This is a genomic window from Leifsonia sp. AG29 (assembly GCF_009765225.1).
Classification (GTDB): domain Bacteria; phylum Actinomycetota; class Actinomycetes; order Actinomycetales; family Microbacteriaceae; genus Leifsonia.
This window is the reverse complement of the sequence record NZ_VMSF01000001.1, coordinates 3,428,885-3,449,080: the sequence shown is the minus strand read 5'-3', so window position 1 is coordinate 3,449,080 and position 20,196 is coordinate 3,428,885. Positions and strand designations below refer to the sequence as shown.

Below are 20,196 nucleotides of genomic sequence, written 5' to 3'. Positions count from 1 at the left end.
GTTCCGACTAACATGCATGTAGTCACGAGCCGAGGCGGGAGACTGTGGGCATTCTGGACAACTTCGAACGGGGGCTCGAGCGCGTCGTCAACGGCGCGTTCGCGAAGACCTTCCGTTCCGGGCTGCAGCCGGTCGAGCTCACCAGCGCCCTGCGCAAGGAGCTCGACACGAAGGCTGCCGTCGTCGCGCGCGACCGCGTGCTGGCTCCCAACCGCTTCGTGCTGCGCATGTCGCCGGCCGACTACGCGCGCATGCGCTCCATGGGGGCGGCACTCACCGACGAGCTCATCGACTTCGTTCAGAAGCACGCGCAGCACCAGCACTACCAGTTCGCCGGCGGCATCTCGATCGACCTCGCGGAGGACCCGGAGATCGCCGAGGGCATGCTGCAGGTCGACTCCGAGAACGTGAAGGGCGAGGTCGCCTGGACGCCCGTGATCGAGGTCGCCGGGAGGCACTATGCGCTCGACCGGCCCCGTACGGTCGTGGGGCGGGGCAGCGAAGCCGACATCACCGTCGACGACACGGGCATCTCGCGCCGCCACGTCATGATCACGTGGGACGGCCGCCGGGCGCAGGTCGAGGATCTCGGCTCCACTAACGGCTCGAAGCTGAACGGCGAGCCGGTGCGCAAGGCGCTGCTGGAGCCGGAGGACGTCATCACGGTGGGCCGCACGAACATCGTCTTCCGCGTGCTGCCCCAGGCGGCTCCCGCGCCCGCACCGCAAGCCGACGACGCGACCCGCCGCCACGACCTCGGCGACTTCTGGAGCACCTCGTGAACCCGAGCGAGCTGACGCTGCTCGTGCTGCGCTTCGGCTTCCTCCTGCTGCTCTGGCTGTTCGTGTTCGGCATCGTCTACGCCCTCCGCACCGACCTGTTCGGACAGCGGGCGCGCAAGCTCCCGGAGGCCCAGGCGGCCGCGACCCCGTCGGCGTCGCCGTTCCCCGCCACGCCTCCGATCCGTCCCGGTCCCGCCGGCCCGGCCGGCCCCACGGAGCCGGTCAAACGCGCGGCGCCGATCTCGAACCTCCCGTCGGGCGCCAACACCGCCTCCGGCGGCCTGAACGCCAGCGTGCAGACCGCGCACCGCCTGGTGATCACCTCCGGCGCCCGCGCCGGCACCGAGCTGCCCCTCGGCCGCGACCCGATCACGATCGGGCGCTCCAGCGACTCCAACCTCGTCATCCGCGACGACTACACCTCCACCCACCACGCCCGCCTGCTCCTGTGGAACGACGAGTGGATGATCCAGGATCTCGACTCCACCAACGGCACGTTCCTCGCCGGACGCCGGGTGACCGTCCCGACCCAGGTCCCGCTCGACACGCCGATCAAGATCGGCACGACCACGTTCGAGCTGCGACGGTAGCCGTGGCGGGCTCGAACCGGGCAGCGGCCGTCTCCCATGTCGGGAAGATCCGCTCGAACAACCAGGACTCCGGCTACGCGGGCCGGGAACTGTTCGTGGTCGCCGACGGCATGGGCGGCCACGCCGGCGGCGACGTCGCCTCGGCGATCGCGGTCAACCGCATCAAGGAGGCGGACCGCGAGTACGAGACGCCCGCCGAGGCCGAGTTCGCCCTCCAGTCGGCGCTGATCGCCGCCAACTCGCTGCTCGCCGAGACCGTGTTCGAGCACCCCGAGCTGACCGGCATGGGGACGACGGTCAGCGCGATGGTCCGCGTCGGCGACCAGCTCGCGATCGCGCACATCGGCGACTCCCGCATCTACCGCTTCCGCGACGGCGAGCTCACGCAGGTCTCGACCGACCACACGTTCGTCCAGCGCCTCGTCGACAGCGGGCGCATCACCGAGGAGGAGGCGATGGTCCACCCGCGCCGCTCCGTGCTGATGCGCGTGCTGGGCGACGTCGACGCCTCCCCCGAGATCGACACGTGGAGTCTCGACACGCGTCCCGGCGACCGCTGGCTGATCTGCTCCGACGGGCTGAGCGGCGTCGTCAAGCACGACGACCTCCGGGCGGCCCTCTCCTCGAAGGACGGCCCCCGCCAGGTCGCCGACAAGCTGCTCAAGCTCAGCCTCGATGCCGGAGCCCCCGACAACGTCACGGTCGTCATCGTCGACATCGCCGACACCTCCCGCGGCGACGTCATGAAGGAGCCGGTCGTCGTCGGCTCCGCGTCGGCCCCCCTGCAGTTCGGCAGCGAGCCGAAGCCGACGACGCGCGCGACGCGACTCCCCACCCTGCGCCTCCACCCCATCCGCCCGGCCACCGGGCCGACCCACTTCGAACCGGAGTCCGAGGACTACCTCGACGAGCTCATCGAGGAGGACGAGCGCCGCGCCCGCCGCCGTCGGCTGACGTGGATGATCGGCCTGATCGTGGTCGTCGTCGCGATCGTCGTCGCGATCGCGCTCGGCTACCAGTGGACTCAGTCGCGGTACTACGTGGGCGCGTCCCCGTCCGGCAAAGTCGCGATCTACCAGGGCGTTCAGCAGGGCATCGGCCCGATCGGCCTCTCCCACCTGTACGAGGAGTCGTCGGTGACGGTGAAGAGCCTCCCGGAGTACGACCGTCAGCTCGTGCAGCAGACCATCAACGCCGACGACCTCGCGTCGGCCGAAGCGATCCTGGATCAGTTGAAAGATGCCGGCAGCAGATAGGGTCGCCGAGCGCGGCGACACGCGCAAGAGCGGCCAGGGGCGCCGCACCGGACCGGGCACGGGTCCGGTCCGCAGGCTGCGCCTGCCGGCGAAGCTCCGGAATCTCGAGCTGTTCCTCCTGATCATCGCCTGCGGGATCAACGCGGCGGCGATCGTGCTGGTCCAACTCGGGGCGATGGGACACGTCGACCTCACCCTCGTCTATCTGGGCGCCGGCCTGTCGGCGCTCGTGATCGGCATGCACATCGCGCTGCGCTTCGTGGCGCCGCAGGCCGACCCCTTCCTCCTGCCGGTCGCCACCGTGCTGAACGGCATCGGCATCGCCGAGATCTACCGCATCGACATCCACTTCGCCGACTCGGGCTGGAACAGCGCCGGCATCAAGCAGATCGCCTGGAGCGCCATCGCGATCGTCTGCGCCATCCTCGTGGTCGTCATCATCCGCAACCACCGCGTGCTCCAGCGCTACACGTACATCTTCGGTCTGGCCGCGCTCATCCTCCTGCTGCTGCCGATGCTGCCCGGGATCGGCCGGACCATCTACGGCGCGCGCGTGTGGATCGGCATCGGCCCGTTCAGCTTCCAGCCGGGCGAGATCGCCAAGCTCTGCCTCGCCGTCTTCTTCGCCGGCTACCTGGTGCAGGCGCGCGACTCCCTCTCCATGGTCGGCAAGAAGTTCCTCGGCATCCGGTTCCCGCGCGCCCGCGACCTCGGCCCGCTCCTCATCGTGTGGCTCATGGCGATGGCGGTCATCGTGTTCCAGCGCGACCTCGGCACCGGTCTCCTGATCTTCGGGCTGTTCCTCGTCATGCTGTACGTCGCGACCGCTCGCATCAGCTGGGTGCTCCTCGGACTCGTCCTGATCGTCGGCGGCGCCGTGCTCGCGAGCCGCCTCCTGACCTACGTCAACGATCGCTTCGCGAACTGGCTCGACCCGTTCTCGCAGAAGGTCTACGACGCCCAGGGAGGCAGTTTCCAGCTCGTGCAGGGCCTGTTCGGCCTGGCGCACGGCGGGCTCATCGGCACCGGTCTCGGCCAGGGCCAGCCCTGGGTGACCCCCGTCTCGCAGAGCGACTACATCATCGCGAGCCTCGGCGAGGAGCTCGGTCTGGCCGGCCTGTTCGCGATCTTCGCGCTCTACCTCGTCTTCGTCGCCCGCGGCCTCCGGATCGGATTCGCCGGGCAGGACGACTTCGGCAAGCTGCTCGCGGTGGGCCTGTCCTTCACGGTCGCGCTCCAGTGCTTCATCGTGATCGGAGGCGTCACCCGCGTCATCCCGCTGACCGGCCTGACGACGCCGTTCCTGGCGGCCGGCGGCTCGTCCCTGGTCGCGAACTGGATCATCGTCGCGCTCCTCCTGCGGCTGTCCGACACGGTCCGGAACCAACCCCGGCTGGTGGTGAGCTGATGAACAGAGAGATCAAGCGGGTCAGCACGATCGTGGTGGCCATGTTCCTGGCGCTACTCGTGTCGACGACGATCCTGCAGGTCTTCCAGGCCGACACCCTCGCCTCCGACGCCCGCAACACACGCGCCCGCAACGACAGCTATGCGGCGCAGCGGGGCGCGATCCTCGTGGCGGGCCAGCCCATCGCCCAGTCGGTGCCGTCGAACGACGTGTACAAGTGGCAGCGCGTCTACAGCAACGGAGCGCTCTACGCGCCGGTCACCGGCTTCCTCCCGGTCAACGGCGAGGCGACCGGTCTGGAGGGAGCGCTCGACTCGACCCTGAGCGGATCGTCGAACTCGCAGTTCTTCGACCGCATCAACAACATCCTGACCGGCAAGAACCCGCAGGGGGCGACCGTCGAGACGACCATCGACCCGAAGGCGCAGCAGGCGGCGTGGGACGCGCTCGGCGACAAGCAGGGCGCCGTGGTCCTGCTGCAGCCGAAGACGGGCCGGATCCTCGCCATGGTCAGCAAGCCGACCTACGACCCGAACGTCCTCGCGTCCCACGACACCAAGGCGGTGAACGACCAGTACCAGAAGCTGCTCGACGACCCGTCGTCGCCGCTCGTCGACCGCGCCATCGGCGGCAATCTGAACCCGCCCGGCTCGACGTTCAAGCCGGTGATGAGCTCGGCCGCGTTCGGAACCGGGCAGTACACCAAGGACAGCCAGCTCCCGAACCCCGCGAGCCTCCCCCTCCCCGGATCGGGCACCGTGGTGAAGAACGACTCGCTGACCACGTGCGGGCCGGGCGCGACCGTGTCGATCGCGACCGCGCAGATCCTGTCGTGCAACATCCCGTTCGCCGAGCTCGGCATGCAGCTGAAGCCGCAGGTCATCAAGGACCAGGCCGACAAGTTCGGCTTCAACCAGAGCTTCTCCATCCCGATCCCCGTCGAGAAGAGCGTCTACCCGCTCTACGTCGACGACGCGGAGCGCGCCCTCGGCTCGTTCGGCCAGATGGACGATCGCGCGACGCCCCTCCAGATGGCGATGGTCTCGGCCGCGATCGCGAACGGCGGGAAGCTCATGGCGCCGAACCTCGTCGAGTCGATCCGGTCGGCCGATCTGCAGCCGATCGAGACCTTCCAGCCCAAGCAGTTCTCGCAGCCGGTGATCCAGCAGAACGCCGACACGGTCAAGCAGATGATGGTCGACGGCGTCGATCACGGCGTGGCGAGCAATGCAAGAATAGACGGGGTTCAGGTCGGCGGTAAGACGGGCACGGCGCAGAACGGGGAGAACGACCCCTACACGCTCTGGTTCACCGGTTTCGCGCCGGCATCCGACCCGGAGTTCGCTGTGGCAGTTGTCGTTGAAAATGGCGGTGGACAGGGTCAGAGCGGCACGGGTAACTCCATCGCCGCCCCGATCGCGAGGAAAGTACTAGAGGCGGTGCTGAATAAATGAGACCCACAGCAGGGCTCACCTTCGGAGGGCGTTACGAGCTGCAGTCGCGGATCGCGATCGGCGGCATGGGCGAGGTCTGGCAGGCCACCGACCTCGTCATCGGACGCACCGTCGCCATCAAGATCCTGAAGGACGAGTACCTCGGCGACCCGGGCTTCCTCGAGCGCTTCCGCGCCGAGGCGCGCCATGCCGCCCTCGTCAACCACGAGGGCATCGCCAACGTCTACGACTACGGCGAGGAGGAGGGGAGCGCCTACCTCGTCATGGAGCTGGTCCCCGGGGAGGCGCTGTCCAGCATCCTCGAGCGAGAGCACGTCCTCAGCACCGACCGCACCCTCGACATCGTCGCGCAGACCGCCGCCGCCCTGCACGCCGCCCACGCCGCCGGCCTCGTCCACCGCGACATCAAGCCCGGCAACCTGCTCATCACCCCCGACGGCCGTGTGAAGATCACCGACTTCGGCATCGCCCGCATCGCCGACCAGGTCCCGCTGACGGCCACCGGCCAGGTCATGGGGACCGTCCAGTACCTCTCGCCCGAGCAGGCGTCGGGTCACCCGGCGTCGCCGACCACCGACATCTACTCGCTCGGCATCGTCGCGTACGAGTGCCTCGCCGGCCGCCGACCGTTCACCGGCGAGTCGCAGGTGGCCATCGCGATGGCGCAGATCAACGAGGCTCCCCCGGAGCTCCCGGCGACGATCTCCGAGCCGGTGCGGAACCTCGTGTTCTCCTGCATCGCCAAGAATCCCGCCGACCGTCCCTCCTCTGCGGCTCATCTCGCCCGTGCCGCGCAGGCGCTCCGCCGCGGCGACGTGCGGGCAGCCGCTGCGGCCGTGCCCGCCGTGCTCGGGGGCGCGGCCCTCGCCGACGCCGCCACGCAACTGATGACCTCGGCCAACCCTGCGCCGACGCAGGCGACCACCGTGCTCCCCGCAACCGCCGCGATGGCGCAGACCGTGACCGAGGAGGAGGAGACCGGCCCCGTCGAGGAGAAGAAGCGCAGCCCCTGGACGTGGCCGCTGATCGCGCTGATCGCGCTCCTCGCGCTGATCCTCATCGGGACGATCATCGCCCTCGTCGCCCAGCCCAAGCCGCAGCCGACGACGACGCCCGTGGCCTCGCCGACCCAGAGCGCCCCGCCGGCGCCCAGCCCGACTCCGACGCCGACGCCGACCAGCGACACGGTGCAGATCAACGAGGCCGACTTCGTCGGGCTCACCTCGGACCAGGCGCGGCAGAAGATCCAGAGCCTCGGCATGGTCGCCGACATCCAGACCGGGTCGGCCGCGACCGCGGCCAAGGACGTCGACCACGTCTACTCGATCAACCCCACCGGTCCGGTGCAGAAGGGGTCGACCATCAGCGCGAAGGTGTACGCGCCGGTCACGCCGATCCAGACGCCGACCGACACCGTCACGCCCAACCCGCCCTCCGGCCAGGGGACGGCCAACTCGCCGATCGTGGTCTCGTTCGGCTCCGCGACCTGCCCCGCCGGGCAGAACCTCACCGGCCGGGCCCTGTTCGTGAACGGCCAGCAGCAGACCCCGGTGAACGACACGAAGTTCACCTGGTCGCCGAGCGCTGCCGGGCAGTACTCGCTCACCTACGCCATCTTCTGCAACCAGGGCGACTCGGTCATGTCGGGGCAGTCCCCGGCGGTCGATTACAAGGTTCTCCCCGCCCTCGTGCCGACGAACCCGCCGTCGACGCCCTGACCCCCGCCCGAGGGTGATGCTCAGAATCCGCCCGCTACACTAGCCGGAGTCACCAGCCTGAAGGAGTTCCGCTTTGAGCCCAGATAGCCGCCTGCTCGCAGGCCGATATCAGGTGGGCGAACTCATCGGGCGCGGCGGCATGTCCGACGTGCACCGCGGAACGGACAGCCGCCTCGGCCGTACCGTCGCCATCAAGCTGCTCAAACCGTCGCTCGCGACCGACCCCGCGTTCCGCACGCGGTTCCGGCAGGAGGCGCAGGCCGCGGCGCGCATGGCGCACCCCACCATCGTGCGGGTGTTCGACGCCGGCGAGGAGACCGTCCGCGAGCCCAACGGCCACGAGGCGCAGCTCCCGTTCATCGTCATGGAGCACGTCGACGGCGTCCTCCTCAAAGACCTGATCAAGCGGGGCCCGCTCGATGTCGCGGAGGCGGTCCGCATCACCGAGGGCATCCTCACCGCCCTCGAGTACTCGCACCGCGCCGGGGTCGTGCACCGCGACATCAAGCCCGGGAACGTGATGATCACGAAGACCGGCCAGGTCAAGGTCATGGACTTCGGCATCGCCCGCGCGATCAGCGACTCGTCCGCGACCGTCGCACAGACCACCGCGGTGCTCGGTACGGCCAGCTACTTCTCTCCCGAGCAGGCGAAGGGCGAGTCCGTCGATGCGCGGACGGACCTCTACAGCACCGGCGTCGTGCTGTTCGAGATGCTCACCGGCCGTCCGCCCTTCCGGGGCGACACCCCGGTAGCCGTCGCGTACCAGCACGTGAGCGAGACCCCGGTCAAGCCGAGCTCGGTCAACCCCAAGGTCTCACCCGCGATGGATGTCGTCGTCGCACGCGCGCTGACCAAGGACCGCTTCGAGCGGTACCAGACGGTGGCCGAGTTCCGGCACGACCTCGAGGAGGCGGCGGCCGGCCGGGTACCCAAGCGCGAGCACCACGACGAGTTCTCCGAGACCCTCTTCGGCGCGCCGCCGAGCCGGGTCTCCGGGCCCGAGGCTGCCTTCCGGCAGCTGGCGGAGGACCAGACCATGGTCCGCACCCAGCGGCGCCCACCCGTCATCTGGGTCTGGGCCGGGATCGCGATCATCGCGGTCGTGATCGTCGCGGTCCTGGCGTGGGTGCTGCGGCTCGCGCCGTCGACGACGATGCCGGAGACGTCCCGGACCGTGCCCAACCTCACCGGCCAGCCCGTGAGCAAGGCCACGGCCGAGCTCGAGGGCATGAAGCTCAAGTGGACCCAGACGCAGGAGTCGAGCTCGACGTACGCCTCCGGTCAAGTGGTTCGATCCGACCCCGCCGCGGGCATCGTGGTCGCCACGGGCGACACCATCACCATCGTCGTCTCGACCGGCAAGCAGGCTGTGACGGTGCCGGACGTCCACAACATGACGGTCGACGCCGCCAAGCAGGCGCTGCAGCAGGCCGGACTCACGGTCGGCCCCACGACCACGCAGAACTCCCCGAGCGTCGCGGCCAACGTGGTGATCAGCACCGACCCCGCGCCCAACGCGCAGGCGCACCAGGGCGATCCGATCGCTTTGACCGTCTCGAGCGGCAAGGTGACGCTGACCGACCTCACCGGTCAGACCATCCAGGCGGCGACGGGCATCCTGTCCCAGCTCGGCCTGACCGCCAACCCGAAGCCCGATAAGACCTGTCCGCAGGACAAGGGAGCCCCGCTCGTGCACACGCAGTCCGTGGCACCGGGCGACGTTCCGCAGGGAACGACGGTCGACCTCACGTACTGCGCGGGCTGAGCTCGGGTCGCGTACGCGACCGCCGGCGGTCAGCCCAGCTTCACGAGCGGGTTGAGCGACCGTGACGTCTCCGCCGCGCCCGCGAGACCCGCCACCTCGAGCCAGTTCCCGAGCATGCGGTAGCCGCCCTCGGTGAGGACGGACTCCGGGTGGAACTGGACGCCGAAGATCGGCGCCTCCCGGTGCTGCAGCGCCATGATGACGCCGCCCGCCGTGCGTGCCGTCACGACGAGATCGTCGGGCAGCGTGCCGTCGACCACGGCGAGCGAGTGGTACCGCGTCGCCGTGAAAGGCTGGGCGACACCCTCGAACAGGGTGCTGGAGTCGTGGGTCACCTGAGACGTCTTGCCGTGCATGAGCTCTTCGGCGTTGGTGACGACGCCCCCGAAGGCTTCCGCGATCGCCTGATGCCCCAGGCACACGCCCAGGAGGGGCTGGCCGGTCTCGAGGGCGCGGGTCACGACGGGAATGGAGACGCCGGCATCCGCCGGCTTCCCCGGTCCGGGCGACACCAGCACGGCATCGTATCGGGCGAGGTGGTCCGCGAGCTCCTCCACGGCCACGTCATCGTTCCGGATCACGTCCGTCTCGGCGCCGAGCTCCTGGAGGTAGCCGTTCAGCGTGTAGACGAAGCTGTCGTAGTTGTCGATGACGAGAACGCGAGTCACGGCCCCACGGTACCTTCCTGGGGGCCGAGGAGCGAATCCACCCAGGGGAACACCCACGTCACAAGGACGGAGAGCACCACCGCGAGCAGGACGAGCAGGATGAGCACGCGAACCCACCACGGCCCGGGCAAGACCCTCCACAACGCTGCGTACACGATTCCTCCCGTCTCATCCGGCTCGCGCGACAGCGGAGGCGATCTCCGGCGGTATCTGCTGCGCCGGGCTGTACGCCGCGAACGTGCTGTAGGCGATCAGCCTCTCGCCCGCGTGGAACGGCGGATTGCATGTCGTGATGGTCATCAACCGATCGGTCGGCGTGGCCTGCGGCTGTCGCGGGACCGGCAGGAGGACCTGGACGGCCGAGGGCTGCACGTACTCGAAGTTGCGGAACACGTAGGTGTACCACCCCTGCGCGGTCTGCACGTAGATCCGGTCGCCGATGCGGAGCTTGGAGAGATCGATGAACGTGTTGCCCCAGCCGCTGTCGTGGCCCGCCACGGCGAAATTGCCGACCTCTCCGGGCAGCTGCGTGTCGGTGTAGTGCCCGACACCCGCGGTGTAGCTGTTCAGCACGCGTTGCACATCGACCGTCTGCCGGATGGTGCGCTTCCACTCGGCGCCGAGCCTCGGGATGTAGAGCACCGCGAAGGCCTGATAGTCCGCGGGCCGGGCCATGACGGGAGGGTCGGAGGAGGGCGAGGGCGAGGGCACCGTCGGCGTCGCTGTCGAACCCGGATCAGGACGACCCGCCGGCGGAGCCTTGGTGGCATCGTCGATCCACTTCTTGCTCTGCTCGGCGGCGGCGGAGGTCTGCTGACCCGACATGACGAGGTTGTTCCACCACACCTGCCAGCCGAGGAAGAGGAGCACCAGGACTCCCGCCGTGATGAGAAGCTCGCCAGCCACTCCGATCACCGACACGCGGCGCCGCGGCCGTCGCGGACGCATCCGCGGCGGGGAGTCGGTGGAACGGGCCATAGGAGAGATTGTGGAGCCGGAGGCTGGGAAGTCGCCAGCTTCCGCTCCTCCACAGCCCCCGTTCCGGCGACAGAAAACCCCAGGTCACTCCGGCTACACTGTGGTGCTATGGCACGCAGCAAGTCCAAGACCAAGCCCGAGCGACCCGTCCGCGAACGCGCAGCCGTCTCCGGAGAAGAGGCTCCGAACCCGGTCTGGTTCAAGCCGGTCATGTTCGGCTTCATGCTGCTGGGCCTCATCTGGATCATCGTCTTCTACGTGACGCAGAACCAGTACCCCATCCCCGCCCTCGGCGCCTGGAACATCCTCGTCGGCTTCGGGATCGCGTTCATCGGCTTCCTGATGACCACGCGGTGGCGGTAACGCCACCCTCTCGTCCATCCGCGGTCGTCCAGCCCGAACCCGGTGTCAGCCGGCTCGGGCTGTCTGCATCTACGGCCCTCCACACAGCCGTTCTCCACAGAAGTTTTCCACAGGGGGGGAAAGAGACCGAGGAGCGGGAGTCCCGACTCTCCCCACTGTTAATAAGGCTGTGGAGAGTTACAGGCGTGTAATTATCCCCACTGTTAACAAGCCTGTGGATAACTTCTCCACGCACTGTGGGAACGCGTCCGCCTCCCCGACCACCGCCTCAGAGGACGTGGATCAGGCTCAGCCCGACGAGGACGACGCACAACGCGACGATCAGAGGCAGCTGCCAGCGCCGCCGCGTGAGGCGACGGGTCTCCGTGTAGATGAGGCCGACGAGGAAGCCGCCGACCAGGCCGCCGACGTGGGCCTGCCACGCGATGTTGAATCCCGGCAGGAACCCGATCGCGAGGTTGATGGCCACGAGCACCAGGATCTGCGTCGCGTTGCCCCCCAGCCGGCGCTGGATGATGAAGAACGCCCCGAACATCCCGAAGATCGCTCCGGAGGCGCCCAGCACCGGAACCCTCGGATCGGCCAGCAGGAGCACCCCGACCGAACCGGCGAAGCCGCTGATGAGTAACAACGCCGCATAGCGGAGCCGCCCGAGCAGCGGCTCGAGCGCCATCGCGAACACCCACAGCGTGTACATGTTGAGAGCGATGTGGAGGATGTTGGCGTGCGCGAACACCGACGTGAGCATGCGCCAGGGCTCGAACGCCGCCCCCAAGAAGGTGCCGGTCGGGTAGGAGAAGGCACCCGCGTAGACGAGCGACGGCGTCACGGGGATCCCGATGAGCGGGCCGACGTTCTGCAGGAGGAAGACCACGGCGCAGACGGCGATGATCCCGTACGTGACGGTCGGCTGGCCGGCGCCCGTGATTCTGGTCAGCCAGGCCGGCTTCGTCCGGGGGCTGGTCGCCCGTTGCTGCGCCATGCACTCCGGGCAGATGAAGCCGACCGCGGCCGGGGTCTGGCACTCACCGCAGATGGTCCGCCCGCAGCGCTGGCAGGACACATAGCTCTGCCGGTCGGGGTGACGGTAGCAGGAGGAGGCGCGGGCGTCGACGGGCCGGGGTTCTGACATCGACTCGGCTCTGCCCTCTTCCGCGCCGTCGGGTCAGACCTGCTCGACGTCGACCGACTCGATGACCACGTCGTCGAGCGGCCGATCGCGCGCGTCGGTCGGCACCTCGGCCAGCTTGTCGACGACCTTGCGCGAGGCGTCGTCGGCGACCTCGCCGAAGATCGTGTGCTTGCCCTGCAGCCAGGTGGTCGGGCCGACCGTGATGAAGAACTGCGAGCCGTTCGTGCCGCGGCCGCCTTGGATGCCGGCGTTCGCCATGGCCAGCATGTACGGCTGCGTGAAGTCGAGCTCGGGGTTGATCTCGTCGTCGAACTGGTAGCCCGGACCGCCGATGCCCTGACCGAGGGGGTCGCCTCCCTGGATCATGAACCCGGGGATGATGCGGTGGAAGATCACGCCGTTGTAGAGCGGCGCGTTCGTCTTGTCGCCGGTCGCCGGATGGGTCCACTCGATCTCACCGGTCGCCAGGCCGACGAAGTTCCGAACCGTCTTCGGAGCGTGGTTGCCGAAGAGGTTGACCTTGATGTCTCCGTAGTTAGTGTGGAGCGTGGCGACAGCGGTGTGCTTAGACATGGCACCAATTCTTGCACAGGGCCCTCGGGCGCCCCGGGAGGCTCTAGAGCTCTCGGGTCATCCCCAGCGCTTTCGGTGGCAAGATGGAGTCAGTTCGCCCCGACGCAACGGAGGATCAGATGAGCCTGACACGGAAGCGCAAGAAGGAGCTCGAGCGGCTTCGCAGCGGAGCCGAAGATCTGTGGAGCCAGCAGCAGGAGGTCCTGGCGAACGCCAACGCCCTCGCCGCGGAGGCCCGCAAGCAGGCCGCGTACTACACGCGGGAGGAGCTCGCGCCGCGGGTCCGTGACGGTTACGAGTCCTACGTGCGCCCCGCGGCGCAGTCCGCGGCGAGCACCGCGAACCGGTACGCCGGAGTCGCGCGCGACCGCCTCGTGGGTGACGTGATCCCGGCGGTCGGCACCGCGGTGGGCACCGCCCTGTCGGTGGTCGACCACGCGCGGGCGGCTCGGTCCGCCGCCTTCTCCGGCGACTTCAAGAAGGCCGGCAAGGAGCTCGCCAAGAAGCCGAAGCCGCCGAAGTCCGGCCCCGGTGCGGGCACCGTGATCGGAGTCGGTCTCGGGATCGTCGCAGCGGCCGGCCTCCTCTATGCCGTCTGGCAGACCTTCCGCGCCGACGATGAGCTGTGGGTGGCCGACGAGGAGCCGGGCACTCCCTCCAGCGCACAGGAGACGACCGCGGCCGCGAAGGACTCGGGCGCGATCGAGTGACCCGGTCCGGGACTCCGGTGGTCAGCCGCCGGAGGTGATCCCGGCCATGCGCAGCGCGACGTCCACCAGGTCGACGCGCCGATTCGGGATGCGGTCGAGGGCGAACCACGCTGCTTCGTCTGTCGTACCGTCGAGCTCGTTGGTGAGCGTCCCGTCGATCACACGCGCCCGATAGACGATCCGAAGCGCGTGGAGGGGGCCCGCGTCGGCGACGAACCGGTGCTCGGCGGGCACGATCTTCGAATCGATTCCGAGCAGTTCGTCCGCAACGGCGCGATACCCGGTCTCCTCCGCGATCTCGCGCACGACGGCGTCGACCGGGTCCTCGCCCGGATCGATCCCTCCCCCGGGAAGCGTCCACCCGGAGCGGCCGCTCTCGTTCCAGTGCGCCAGCAGGATCCGATCGTCGTCGACGATGACTCCGTAGGCCGCGACCCTGATATCCACTCGGTCACCCTACTGCGAATGTCGGCCGTCAGCGGCAGACTGGGGGTGATGCCCGAACTGCCGGAAGTCACCGCTCTCGCCGCCGACCTCGACCGACGGCTCCGTCGTCATGTCATCGACCGGCTGAGCATCATGGCCTTCTCGGCGCTCAAGACGTTCGACCCTCCCGCCGACGCCCTGCAGGGTCTCGAGGTGCACGGGGTGTCGCGGCACGGCAAGTTCCTCGACATCGCCGCCGGCGATCTCCACCTGATCGTCCATCTGGCTCGCGCCGGCTGGATCCGGTGGCGGGACACTCCTCCCCCGGCGTCGGGCGCCCGTCCGGGCAAGGGTCCGCTGGCGGCTCGCCTGCTGCTCGACGACGGCACGGGCATCGACATCACCGAGGCCGGAACGAAGAAGAGTCTGGCGATCTACGTCGTGCACGACCCGTCGGAGGTCCCGGGCATCGAGCGGCTCGGTCCCGATCCGCTCTCCCCCGAGTTCACCCGGGAGGCGTTCGCCTCCATCCTGGCAGCGCAAGGGCGCGCGCAGATCAAGGGCGTCCTGCGCAACCAGTCCGTGGTCGCGGGCATCGGCAACGCCTACTCCGACGAGATCCTCCATGTCGCGAAGATGTCGCCCTACAAGCCGGCCGACATGGGCCCTGATGATGTGACGCGGTTGTACGACGCGGTTCAGTCCACCCTTCGTGACGCTCTGGCCCGCGCCGACGGGCTCGCCGCCTCCGAGCTGAAGGGTGAGAAGAAGTCGAACCTGCGTGTGCACGGTCGCACCGGCGAGCCGTGCCCGGTGTGCGGCGACACGATCAGGCAGGTCATCTTCCACGATTCGACGTTCCAGTACTGCCCGACCTGTCAGACCGGCGGAAAGCCCCTGTCCGACCGGGTGCTCTCGCGCCTCCTCAAGTAGACGGAGGACTCGAGTAGGCGAGGGACTGGAGCAGGCGGAGAATCGCGGCGTCTCCGCGCCGGAGCAGGGCCCGAGCGGGAGGAAAGATGTGGAGCCTAGGAGATTCGAACTCCTGACATCCTGCTTGCAAAGCAGGCGCTCTACCAACTGAGCTAAGGCCCCGAGGAGGCTGCACCCTGTCGGGCGCGGAGTGGGGATACGAGGACTTGAACCTCGGACCTCTTCGTTATCAGCGAAGCGCTCTAACCGCCTGAGCTATATCCCCGGATGGGCAACAGATAAGAGGTTACCTGATCTGCTCCCCAGCACGAAATCGTGTCAGTTGTTGGTGAATCCGACGAGCAGGCCGCCCGTGATCTTCACCGAGAGGTTGTAGAGGAGAGCGAAAACGGCTCCGAGAGCGGTCACCACGACGATGTCGAGGATGGCCACCACGAGCGAGAAGCCCATCACCTGGCCGAGCCCGAGGATCGACCGCAGGTCGCTGCCGCCGGCACCGGAGATGTCCTTGAACAGGCCGTTGATCTGGTCGAAGATGCCGGTCCGGTCGAGCACCGTCCACACGAGGAACGTGCCGACGATCGCGATGATCGCGAGGCAGATCCCTGCGAGGAATGACAGCTTCACGGTCGACCAGAAGTCGATGTACACCAGCTTCAGGCGAACCTGCTTGGAGGATGCGGGGCGCCTCGTCGACTTCTTCGCGAGTTTCTCGGCGACGCTACTGCTCATCTACGGTCTCTTCCTTCCCGACGTCCGCCGATTCCGTGTCGGTCTCCGGTGAGTCGTCCGCCGGGAGATTCTGGGAATCGAGGTTGCGTTCGGTGTTCTTCGCCACGGCGATGATCTTGTCCGTCTCGGCGAATCGTGCAAAGACGACACCCATGGTGTCGCGGCCCTTGGCGGGTACCTCGGCCACGGCAGAGCGTACCACCTTGCCGCTGGCAAGAACCACAAGGACCTCGTCGTCCTCGTCGACGATGAGGGCGCCGACGAGATCGCCTCTGTCCTCGCTGAGCTTGGCCACCTTGATGCCGAGACCGCCGCGGTTCTGGAGGCGGTACTGGTCGGCGGAGGTGCGCTTCGCGTAGCCTCCCTCGGTGACGACGAACACGTAGCCCTCGTCGGAGACGACCGACGCCTCGAGGAGGCTGTCATCGCCGCGGAAGTGCATGCCGATGACGCCCGAGGTGGAGCGCCCCATCGGGCGGAGCGCCTCGTCGCTCGCGGTGAAGCGGATCGACATGCCCTTGCGCGAGACCAGCAGCAGGTCGGAGTCCTCCTCCACGAGCAGCGCCGAGACGAGCTCGTCATCCTCCCGGAGCTTGATCGCGATGATGCCGCCGGAGCGGTTGGTGTCGTACTCGTCGAGGGCCGTCTTCTTGATCAGGCCGTCACGGGTGGCGAGGACGAGGTACTTGGCGGCCTCGTAGTCCCGGATGTCGAGGATCTCGGCGATCTCCTCATCCGGCTGCATGGCGAGCAGGTTCGCGACGTGCTGACCCTTCGCGTCGCGACCGGCTTCCTGCACCTCGTACGCCTTGGCGCGGTACACGCGGCCCTTGTTCGTGAAGAAGAGGAGCCAGTGGTGGGTCGTCGTGACGAAGAAGTGGTCGACGACGTCCTCGCCCCGGAGCTGGGCGCCCTTGACGCCCTTGCCGCCGCGGTGCTGGCTGCGGTAGTTGTCGCTGCGTGTGCGCTTGATGTACCCGCCGCGGGTGACCGTGACCACCATCTCCTCTTCGGGGATGAGGTCCTCCATGCTCATGTCGCCGTCGAAGCCGAACATGATCTCGGTGCGGCGGTCGTCGCCGTAGCGGTCGACGATCTCGGTGAGCTCCTCGCTGACGATCGCCCGCTGCCGGGTCGGATCGGCGAGAATCGCCTTGAACTCGGTGATCTGGCGCTCGATCTCGTCGTGCTCATCGATGATCTTCTGACGCTCGAGCGCGGCGAGGCGGCGGAGCTGCATCGCCAGGATCGCGTCGGCCTGGACATCGTCGACATCGAGGAGGCTCTTGAGGCCCTCGCGCGCGTCGTCGACCGTCGGCGAGCGGCGGATGAGGGCGATGACCTCGTCGAGCGCGTCGAGCGCCTTCAGATATCCGCGGAGGATGTGGGCCCGCTCCTCGGCCTTGCGCAGCCGGTAGCGGGTCCGCCGGACGATGACCTCGATCTGGTGCTCGACCCAGGCGGTGATGAAGCCGTCGAGCGACAGCGTGCGCGGCACGTTGTCGACGATCGCCAGCATGTTGGCGCCGAAGTTCTCCTGCAGCTGCGTGTGCTTGTACAGGTTGTTGAGGACGACCTTGGCGACGGCGTCGCGCTTCAGCACGATGACGAGACGCTGGCCCGTGCGGCCGGAGGTCTCGTCGCGGATGTCGGCGATGCCTCCGATGCGGCCGTCCTTGACGAGCTCGGCGATCTTGATCGCGAGGTTGTCCGGGTTGACCTGGTACGGGAGCTCGGTGACGACCAGGCAGACCCGGCCCTGGATCTCCTCGATGTTCACCACGGCGCGCATCGTGATGGAGCCGCGGCCCGTCCGGTAGGTGTCCTGGATGCCCTTGATACCGAGGATCTGCGCGCCGGTCGGGAAGTCCGGCCCCTTGATCCGCTTGATGAGCTCCTCGAGGAGCTCCTCCCGCGACGCCTCCGGGTGGGCCAGGTGCCAGAGGGCGCCGTCGGCGACCTCACGAAGGTTGTGCGGCGGGATGTTGGTGGCCATGCCGACGGCGATGCCCACCGATCCGTTGACGAGGAGGTTCGGGAACCGGCTCGGGAGCACGGCCGGCTCCTGGGTCCGCCCGTCGTAGTTGTCCTGGAAGTCGACGGTCTCCTCGTCGATGTCCCGGACCATCTCGAGCGCGAGGGGGGCCATCTTGGTCTCGGTGTACCGGGGGGCGGCCGCGCCGTCGTTGCCCGGGGATCCGAAGTTGCCCTGGCCGAGCGCCAGCGGGTAGCGGAGGCTCCACGGCTGCACGAGGCGCACGAGGGCGTCATAGATCGCGGTGTCTCCGTGCGGATGGAACTGCCCCATCACGTCGCCGACGACGCGGGCGCACTTCGAGAACGCCTTGTCCGGCCGGTAGCCTCCGTCGAACATCGCGTAGATCACGCGGCGGTGCACCGGCTTCAGGCCGTCCCGCACCTCCGGCAGGGCCCGGCCGATGATCACGCTCATCGCGTAGTCGAGGTACGACCGCTGCATCTCCGACTGGAGGTCGACCTGGTCGATCCGACCGTGGATCCCGAAGCCCTCGCCCGTGGTCTCTTCGTCCGTCACAGTGCTCTCTTCTTCTTCCGTAGCGGGGTGTTCCGTCGCGTGCGCAGCCTCAGATGTCGAGGAAGCGCACGTCCTTGGCGTTCTTCTGGATGAACGAGCGACGCGATTCGACGTCCTCGCCCATCAGGGTCGCGAAGATCTCGTCCGCTGCAGCGGCGTCGTCCAGCGTGACCTGGAGGAGCGTCCGGGTCTCCGGGTTCATCGTGGTCTCCCACAGCTCCTTGTAGTCCATCTCGCCGAGACCCTTGTAGCGCTGCACGCCGTTGTCCTTCGGGATGCGCTTGCCGGCCGCGAGCCCCTCAGCGAGGAAGGCGTCGCGCTCGCGATCGGAGTAGACGTACTCGTGCTCGGCGTTCGACCACTTCAGCCGGTACAGCGGCGGCTGCGCCAGGTAGACGTAGCCGAGCTCGATCAGCGGCCGCATGTAGCGGAACAGGAGGGTGAGGAGCAGCGTGGTGATGTGCTGGCCGTCGACGTCGGCGTCGGCCATGAGCACGATCTTGTGGTAGCGCGCCTTCTCCGGGTCGAAGTCCTCGCCGATGCCGGCGCCGAACGCCGTGATCATCGCCTGCACCTCGTTGTTCGCGAGCGCGCGGTCGAGCCGCGCCTTCTCGACGTTGAGGATCTTGCCGCGCAGCGGGAGGATCGCCTGCGTCTCCGGGTTGCGGCCCTGCACGGCGGATCCGCCGGCCGAGTCGCCCTCGACGATGAAGATCTCCGACACCGTCGGGTCCTTCGACTGGCAGTCCTTGAGCTTGCCCGGCATGCCACCGCTCTCGAGGAGGCCCTTGCGCCGTGCGGTCTCGCGCGCCTTGCGGGCCGCCAGCCGCGCGGTCGCCGCCTGGAGCGCCTTGCGGATGATCTCCTTGGCCTGATTGGGGTTGCGGTCGAACCAGTCGCCGAGCTGGTCGCCGACGACCTTCTGGACGAAGGCCTTCGCCTCCGTGTTGCCCAGCTTCGTCTTCGTCTGGCCCTCGAACTGCGGCTCCGAGAGCTTGACCGAGATCACGGCGGTGAGCCCCTCGCGCACGTCGTCGCCCGACAGGTTGTCGTCGCGATCCTTGAGGATCCCCTTCTCGCGGGCGTACCGGTTGACCAGGGTGGTCAGCGCCGCGCGGAAGCCCTCCTCGTGGGTACCGCCCTCATGGGTGTTGATCGTGTTGGCGTAGGTGAAGACGCTCTCGTTGTAGCTCGTGGTCCACTGCATGGCGACCTCGAGAGCGATCTTGCGCTCGGTGTCCTCCGACTCGAACGAGATGATCTCGTCGTGGACGACCTCGGCCTTCTTCGCCGAATTGAGGTACTGCACGTAGTCCTGGAGGCCTCGCTCGTAGAGGAACACCTCGTGACGGTTGGGCTGGACCTCCGCGTCGTCGACCTCGCCCTCGACGTGGCCGATCTCCGGTGCGCGCTCGTCGGTGATCGCGATCCGGAGCCCCTTGTTGAGGAACGCCATCTGCTGGAACCGGGTGCGGAGGGTCTCGTAGTCGAAGACGACCGTCTCGAACGTCTCGGGGCTCGGCCAGAAAGTGATGGTGGTGCCGGTACGCTCGGACGCCTCCCCCTGCTCCAGGGGCGCCTGCGGCACGCCGTCGCGATAGCTCTGGCGCCACACGAAGCCCTGGCGGTGGACCTCGACGTCGAGCCGGGAGGAGAGCGCGTTCACCACGGAGCTGCCCACGCCGTGCAGACCGCCGGAGACCGCGTATCCGCCGCCGCCGAACTTGCCGCCCGCGTGGAGGATGGTCAGGACGACCTCGACGGTGGACTTGTGCTCGGTCGGGTGCTCGTCGACGGGGATGCCGCGGCCGTTGTCGATGACGCGCACGGCACCGTCGGCCAGGATCGTCACCTCGATGTTGTCGGCGTGCCCGGCGAGCGCCTCGTCGACGGAGTTGTCGACGATCTCGTAGACGAGGTGGTGGAGCCCCCGGGGGCCCGTGGAACCGATGTACATTCCGGGTCGCTTGCGGACGGCTTCGAGACCTTCGAGGATCTGGATCTCATTCGCGCCGTAATCGTGATCCGTCCGGCCGCTGTTCGGTTCCATCGTCATATGAAATTAGGCTCCTGACCGCACTCGACAGTGACGTCCCATTCTACCAAGAGCCGGGTGTCGATATGGCCGAGAACGGCCGTCTGACGCATTTT

Annotated in this window: 19 protein-coding genes and 2 tRNA genes; 10 read left to right on the top strand and 11 right to left on the bottom strand. The window is 68.1% G+C overall.

Features of this window, described 5'->3' with window-relative positions; all coding sequences use genetic code 11:
• The first annotated feature begins 44 nt into the window (after positions 1 to 44).
• The 7 genes from FPT20_RS16660 (at position 45) to pknB (ending at position 8,976) form a co-directional block, all read left to right on the top strand.
• A complete protein-coding gene (locus tag FPT20_RS16660) occupies positions 45 to 782 on the top strand; it encodes an FhaA domain-containing protein (RefSeq protein ID WP_158867361.1) in 738 nt (245 codons plus the stop codon).
• Positions 779 to 1,372 carry an FHA domain-containing protein FhaB/FipA gene (locus FPT20_RS16655; protein WP_158867359.1) on the top strand — a complete coding sequence of 198 codons (594 nt, stop codon included), beginning with the start codon at positions 779 to 781 and terminating at the stop codon, positions 1,370 to 1,372. The genes FPT20_RS16660 and FPT20_RS16655 overlap by 4 nt, the downstream gene beginning before the upstream one ends.
• 2 nt (positions 1,373 to 1,374) lie before the next feature.
• Positions 1,375 to 2,628 carry a PP2C family protein-serine/threonine phosphatase gene (locus tag FPT20_RS16650; RefSeq protein ID WP_158867357.1) on the top strand — a complete coding sequence of 418 codons (1,254 nt, stop codon included), beginning with the start codon at positions 1,375 to 1,377 and terminating at the stop codon, positions 2,626 to 2,628.
• Complete coding sequence (locus FPT20_RS16645; RefSeq protein ID WP_233265585.1) at positions 2,612 to 4,036, top strand: FtsW/RodA/SpoVE family cell cycle protein; 1,425 nt, start codon at positions 2,612 to 2,614, stop codon at positions 4,034 to 4,036. The genes FPT20_RS16650 and FPT20_RS16645 overlap by 17 nt, the downstream gene beginning before the upstream one ends.
• A complete protein-coding gene (locus FPT20_RS16640; protein ID WP_158867355.1) occupies positions 4,036 to 5,490 on the top strand; it encodes a peptidoglycan D,D-transpeptidase FtsI family protein in 1,455 nt (484 codons plus the stop codon). Before FPT20_RS16645 ends, FPT20_RS16640 begins: the two co-directional genes overlap by 1 nt.
• Positions 5,487 to 7,208, top strand: coding sequence for a serine/threonine-protein kinase (locus FPT20_RS16635; protein WP_158867353.1), 1,722 nt, complete (start codon positions 5,487 to 5,489; stop codon positions 7,206 to 7,208). Before FPT20_RS16640 ends, FPT20_RS16635 begins: the two co-directional genes overlap by 4 nt.
• A gap of 73 nt (positions 7,209 to 7,281) precedes the next feature.
• Entirely contained in the window at positions 7,282 to 8,976 is a 1,695-nt protein-coding gene (gene pknB / locus FPT20_RS16630; RefSeq protein ID WP_158867351.1) for a Stk1 family PASTA domain-containing Ser/Thr kinase, read from the top strand.
• 29 nt (positions 8,977 to 9,005) lie between these two features.
• Here pknB and FPT20_RS16625 read toward each other — a convergent pair whose 3' ends face one another.
• Genes FPT20_RS16625 through FPT20_RS16620 form a run of 3 tightly spaced genes read right to left on the bottom strand, consistent with a single transcriptional unit; the run spans position 9,006 to position 10,622 of the window.
• Positions 9,006 to 9,644 carry an anthranilate synthase component II gene (locus FPT20_RS16625; protein ID WP_158867349.1) on the bottom strand — a complete coding sequence of 213 codons (639 nt, stop codon included), beginning with the start codon at positions 9,642 to 9,644 and terminating at the stop codon, positions 9,006 to 9,008.
• Complete coding sequence (locus tag FPT20_RS17905) at positions 9,641 to 9,799, bottom strand: hypothetical protein (protein WP_199245860.1); 159 nt, start codon at positions 9,797 to 9,799, stop codon at positions 9,641 to 9,643. Before FPT20_RS17905 ends, FPT20_RS16625 begins: the two co-directional genes overlap by 4 nt.
• A 13-nt stretch (positions 9,800 to 9,812) precedes the next feature.
• The gene (locus tag FPT20_RS16620; protein WP_233265584.1) at positions 9,813 to 10,622 is read right to left on the bottom strand and encodes a class E sortase; all 810 of its coding nucleotides are present in this window, start codon (positions 10,620 to 10,622) and stop codon (positions 9,813 to 9,815) included.
• A gap of 108 nt (positions 10,623 to 10,730) precedes the next feature.
• Between FPT20_RS16620 and FPT20_RS16615 the strand changes: the two genes are divergently transcribed.
• On the top strand, positions 10,731 to 10,985 hold the full coding sequence (locus FPT20_RS16615) for a cell division protein CrgA (RefSeq protein ID WP_158867347.1): 255 nt from the start codon (positions 10,731 to 10,733) through the stop codon (positions 10,983 to 10,985).
• A 268-nt stretch (positions 10,986 to 11,253) separates the two neighbouring features.
• Here FPT20_RS16615 and FPT20_RS16610 read toward each other — a convergent pair whose 3' ends face one another.
• Positions 11,254 to 12,117, bottom strand: a complete 864-nt coding sequence (locus FPT20_RS16610) for a rhomboid family intramembrane serine protease (RefSeq protein ID WP_158867345.1) — start codon at positions 12,115 to 12,117, stop codon at positions 11,254 to 11,256.
• A 33-nt stretch (positions 12,118 to 12,150) separates the two neighbouring features.
• The gene (locus FPT20_RS16605; RefSeq protein WP_158867343.1) at positions 12,151 to 12,690 is read right to left on the bottom strand and encodes a peptidylprolyl isomerase; all 540 of its coding nucleotides are present in this window, start codon (positions 12,688 to 12,690) and stop codon (positions 12,151 to 12,153) included.
• A gap of 119 nt (positions 12,691 to 12,809) precedes the next feature.
• Here FPT20_RS16605 and FPT20_RS16600 point away from each other — a divergent pair, with 119 nt between their 5' ends.
• Entirely contained in the window at positions 12,810 to 13,400 is a 591-nt protein-coding gene (locus FPT20_RS16600) for a hypothetical protein (RefSeq protein ID WP_158867341.1), read from the top strand.
• Positions 13,401 to 13,421: 21 nt separating this feature from the next.
• On the opposite strand, the gene FPT20_RS16595 is transcribed toward FPT20_RS16600, so the two are convergent.
• Positions 13,422 to 13,847 carry an NUDIX hydrolase gene (locus FPT20_RS16595; protein WP_158867339.1) on the bottom strand — a complete coding sequence of 142 codons (426 nt, stop codon included), beginning with the start codon at positions 13,845 to 13,847 and terminating at the stop codon, positions 13,422 to 13,424.
• A 48-nt stretch (positions 13,848 to 13,895) separates the two neighbouring features.
• Between FPT20_RS16595 and FPT20_RS16590 the strand changes: the two genes are divergently transcribed.
• Complete coding sequence (locus FPT20_RS16590) at positions 13,896 to 14,759, top strand: Fpg/Nei family DNA glycosylase (protein WP_158867337.1); 864 nt, start codon at positions 13,896 to 13,898, stop codon at positions 14,757 to 14,759.
• Positions 14,760 to 14,848: 89 nt separating this feature from the next.
• Here FPT20_RS16590 and FPT20_RS16585 read toward each other — a convergent pair.
• The 5 genes from FPT20_RS16585 to gyrB form a co-directional block, all read right to left on the bottom strand.
• A tRNA-Ala gene (locus tag FPT20_RS16585) sits at positions 14,849 to 14,921 on the bottom strand.
• Positions 14,922 to 14,950: 29 nt separating this feature from the next.
• A tRNA-Ile gene (locus tag FPT20_RS16580) sits at positions 14,951 to 15,024 on the bottom strand.
• A 53-nt stretch (positions 15,025 to 15,077) separates the two neighbouring features.
• A complete protein-coding gene (locus FPT20_RS16575) occupies positions 15,078 to 15,491 on the bottom strand; it encodes a DUF3566 domain-containing protein (protein ID WP_158867335.1) in 414 nt (137 codons plus the stop codon).
• Positions 15,481 to 18,045 (bottom strand): DNA gyrase subunit A, encoded by a 2,565-nt coding sequence (gene gyrA, locus FPT20_RS16570; RefSeq protein WP_158867333.1) that lies wholly within the window; start codon positions 18,043 to 18,045, stop codon positions 15,481 to 15,483. Before gyrA ends, FPT20_RS16575 begins: the two co-directional genes overlap by 11 nt.
• Before the next feature lie 49 nt (positions 18,046 to 18,094).
• Positions 18,095 to 20,101, bottom strand: a complete 2,007-nt coding sequence (gene gyrB / locus FPT20_RS16565) for a DNA topoisomerase (ATP-hydrolyzing) subunit B (protein ID WP_158867331.1) — start codon at positions 20,099 to 20,101, stop codon at positions 18,095 to 18,097.
• Positions 20,102 to 20,196: the final 95 nt, after the last annotated feature.

Bases quoted from the DNA above. Each gene is read 5' to 3' on its own strand.
- FPT20_RS16620 (WP_233265584.1), bottom strand. From the start codon at position 10,622: ATGGCCCGTTCCACCGACTCCCCGCCGCGGATGCGTCCGCGACGGCCG.
- FPT20_RS16635 (WP_158867353.1), top strand. From the start codon at position 5,487: ATGAGACCCACAGCAGGGCTCACCTTCGGAGGGCGTTACGAGCTGCAG.
- FPT20_RS16645 (WP_233265585.1), top strand. From the start codon at position 2,612: ATGCCGGCAGCAGATAGGGTCGCCGAGCGCGGCGACACGCGCAAGAGC.
- FPT20_RS16610 (WP_158867345.1), bottom strand. From the start codon at position 12,117: ATGTCAGAACCCCGGCCCGTCGACGCCCGCGCCTCCTCCTGCTACCGT.
- FPT20_RS16605 (WP_158867343.1), bottom strand. From the start codon at position 12,690: ATGTCTAAGCACACCGCTGTCGCCACGCTCCACACTAACTACGGAGAC.
- FPT20_RS16590 (WP_158867337.1), top strand. From the start codon at position 13,896: ATGCCCGAACTGCCGGAAGTCACCGCTCTCGCCGCCGACCTCGACCGA.
- FPT20_RS16575 (WP_158867335.1), bottom strand. From the start codon at position 15,491: ATGAGCAGTAGCGTCGCCGAGAAACTCGCGAAGAAGTCGACGAGGCGC.
- FPT20_RS16615 (WP_158867347.1), top strand. From the start codon at position 10,731: ATGGCACGCAGCAAGTCCAAGACCAAGCCCGAGCGACCCGTCCGCGAA.
- gyrB (WP_158867331.1), bottom strand. From the start codon at position 20,101: ATGACGATGGAACCGAACAGCGGCCGGACGGATCACGATTACGGCGCG.
- FPT20_RS16600 (WP_158867341.1), top strand. From the start codon at position 12,810: ATGAGCCTGACACGGAAGCGCAAGAAGGAGCTCGAGCGGCTTCGCAGC.
- FPT20_RS16640 (WP_158867355.1), top strand. From the start codon at position 4,036: ATGAACAGAGAGATCAAGCGGGTCAGCACGATCGTGGTGGCCATGTTC.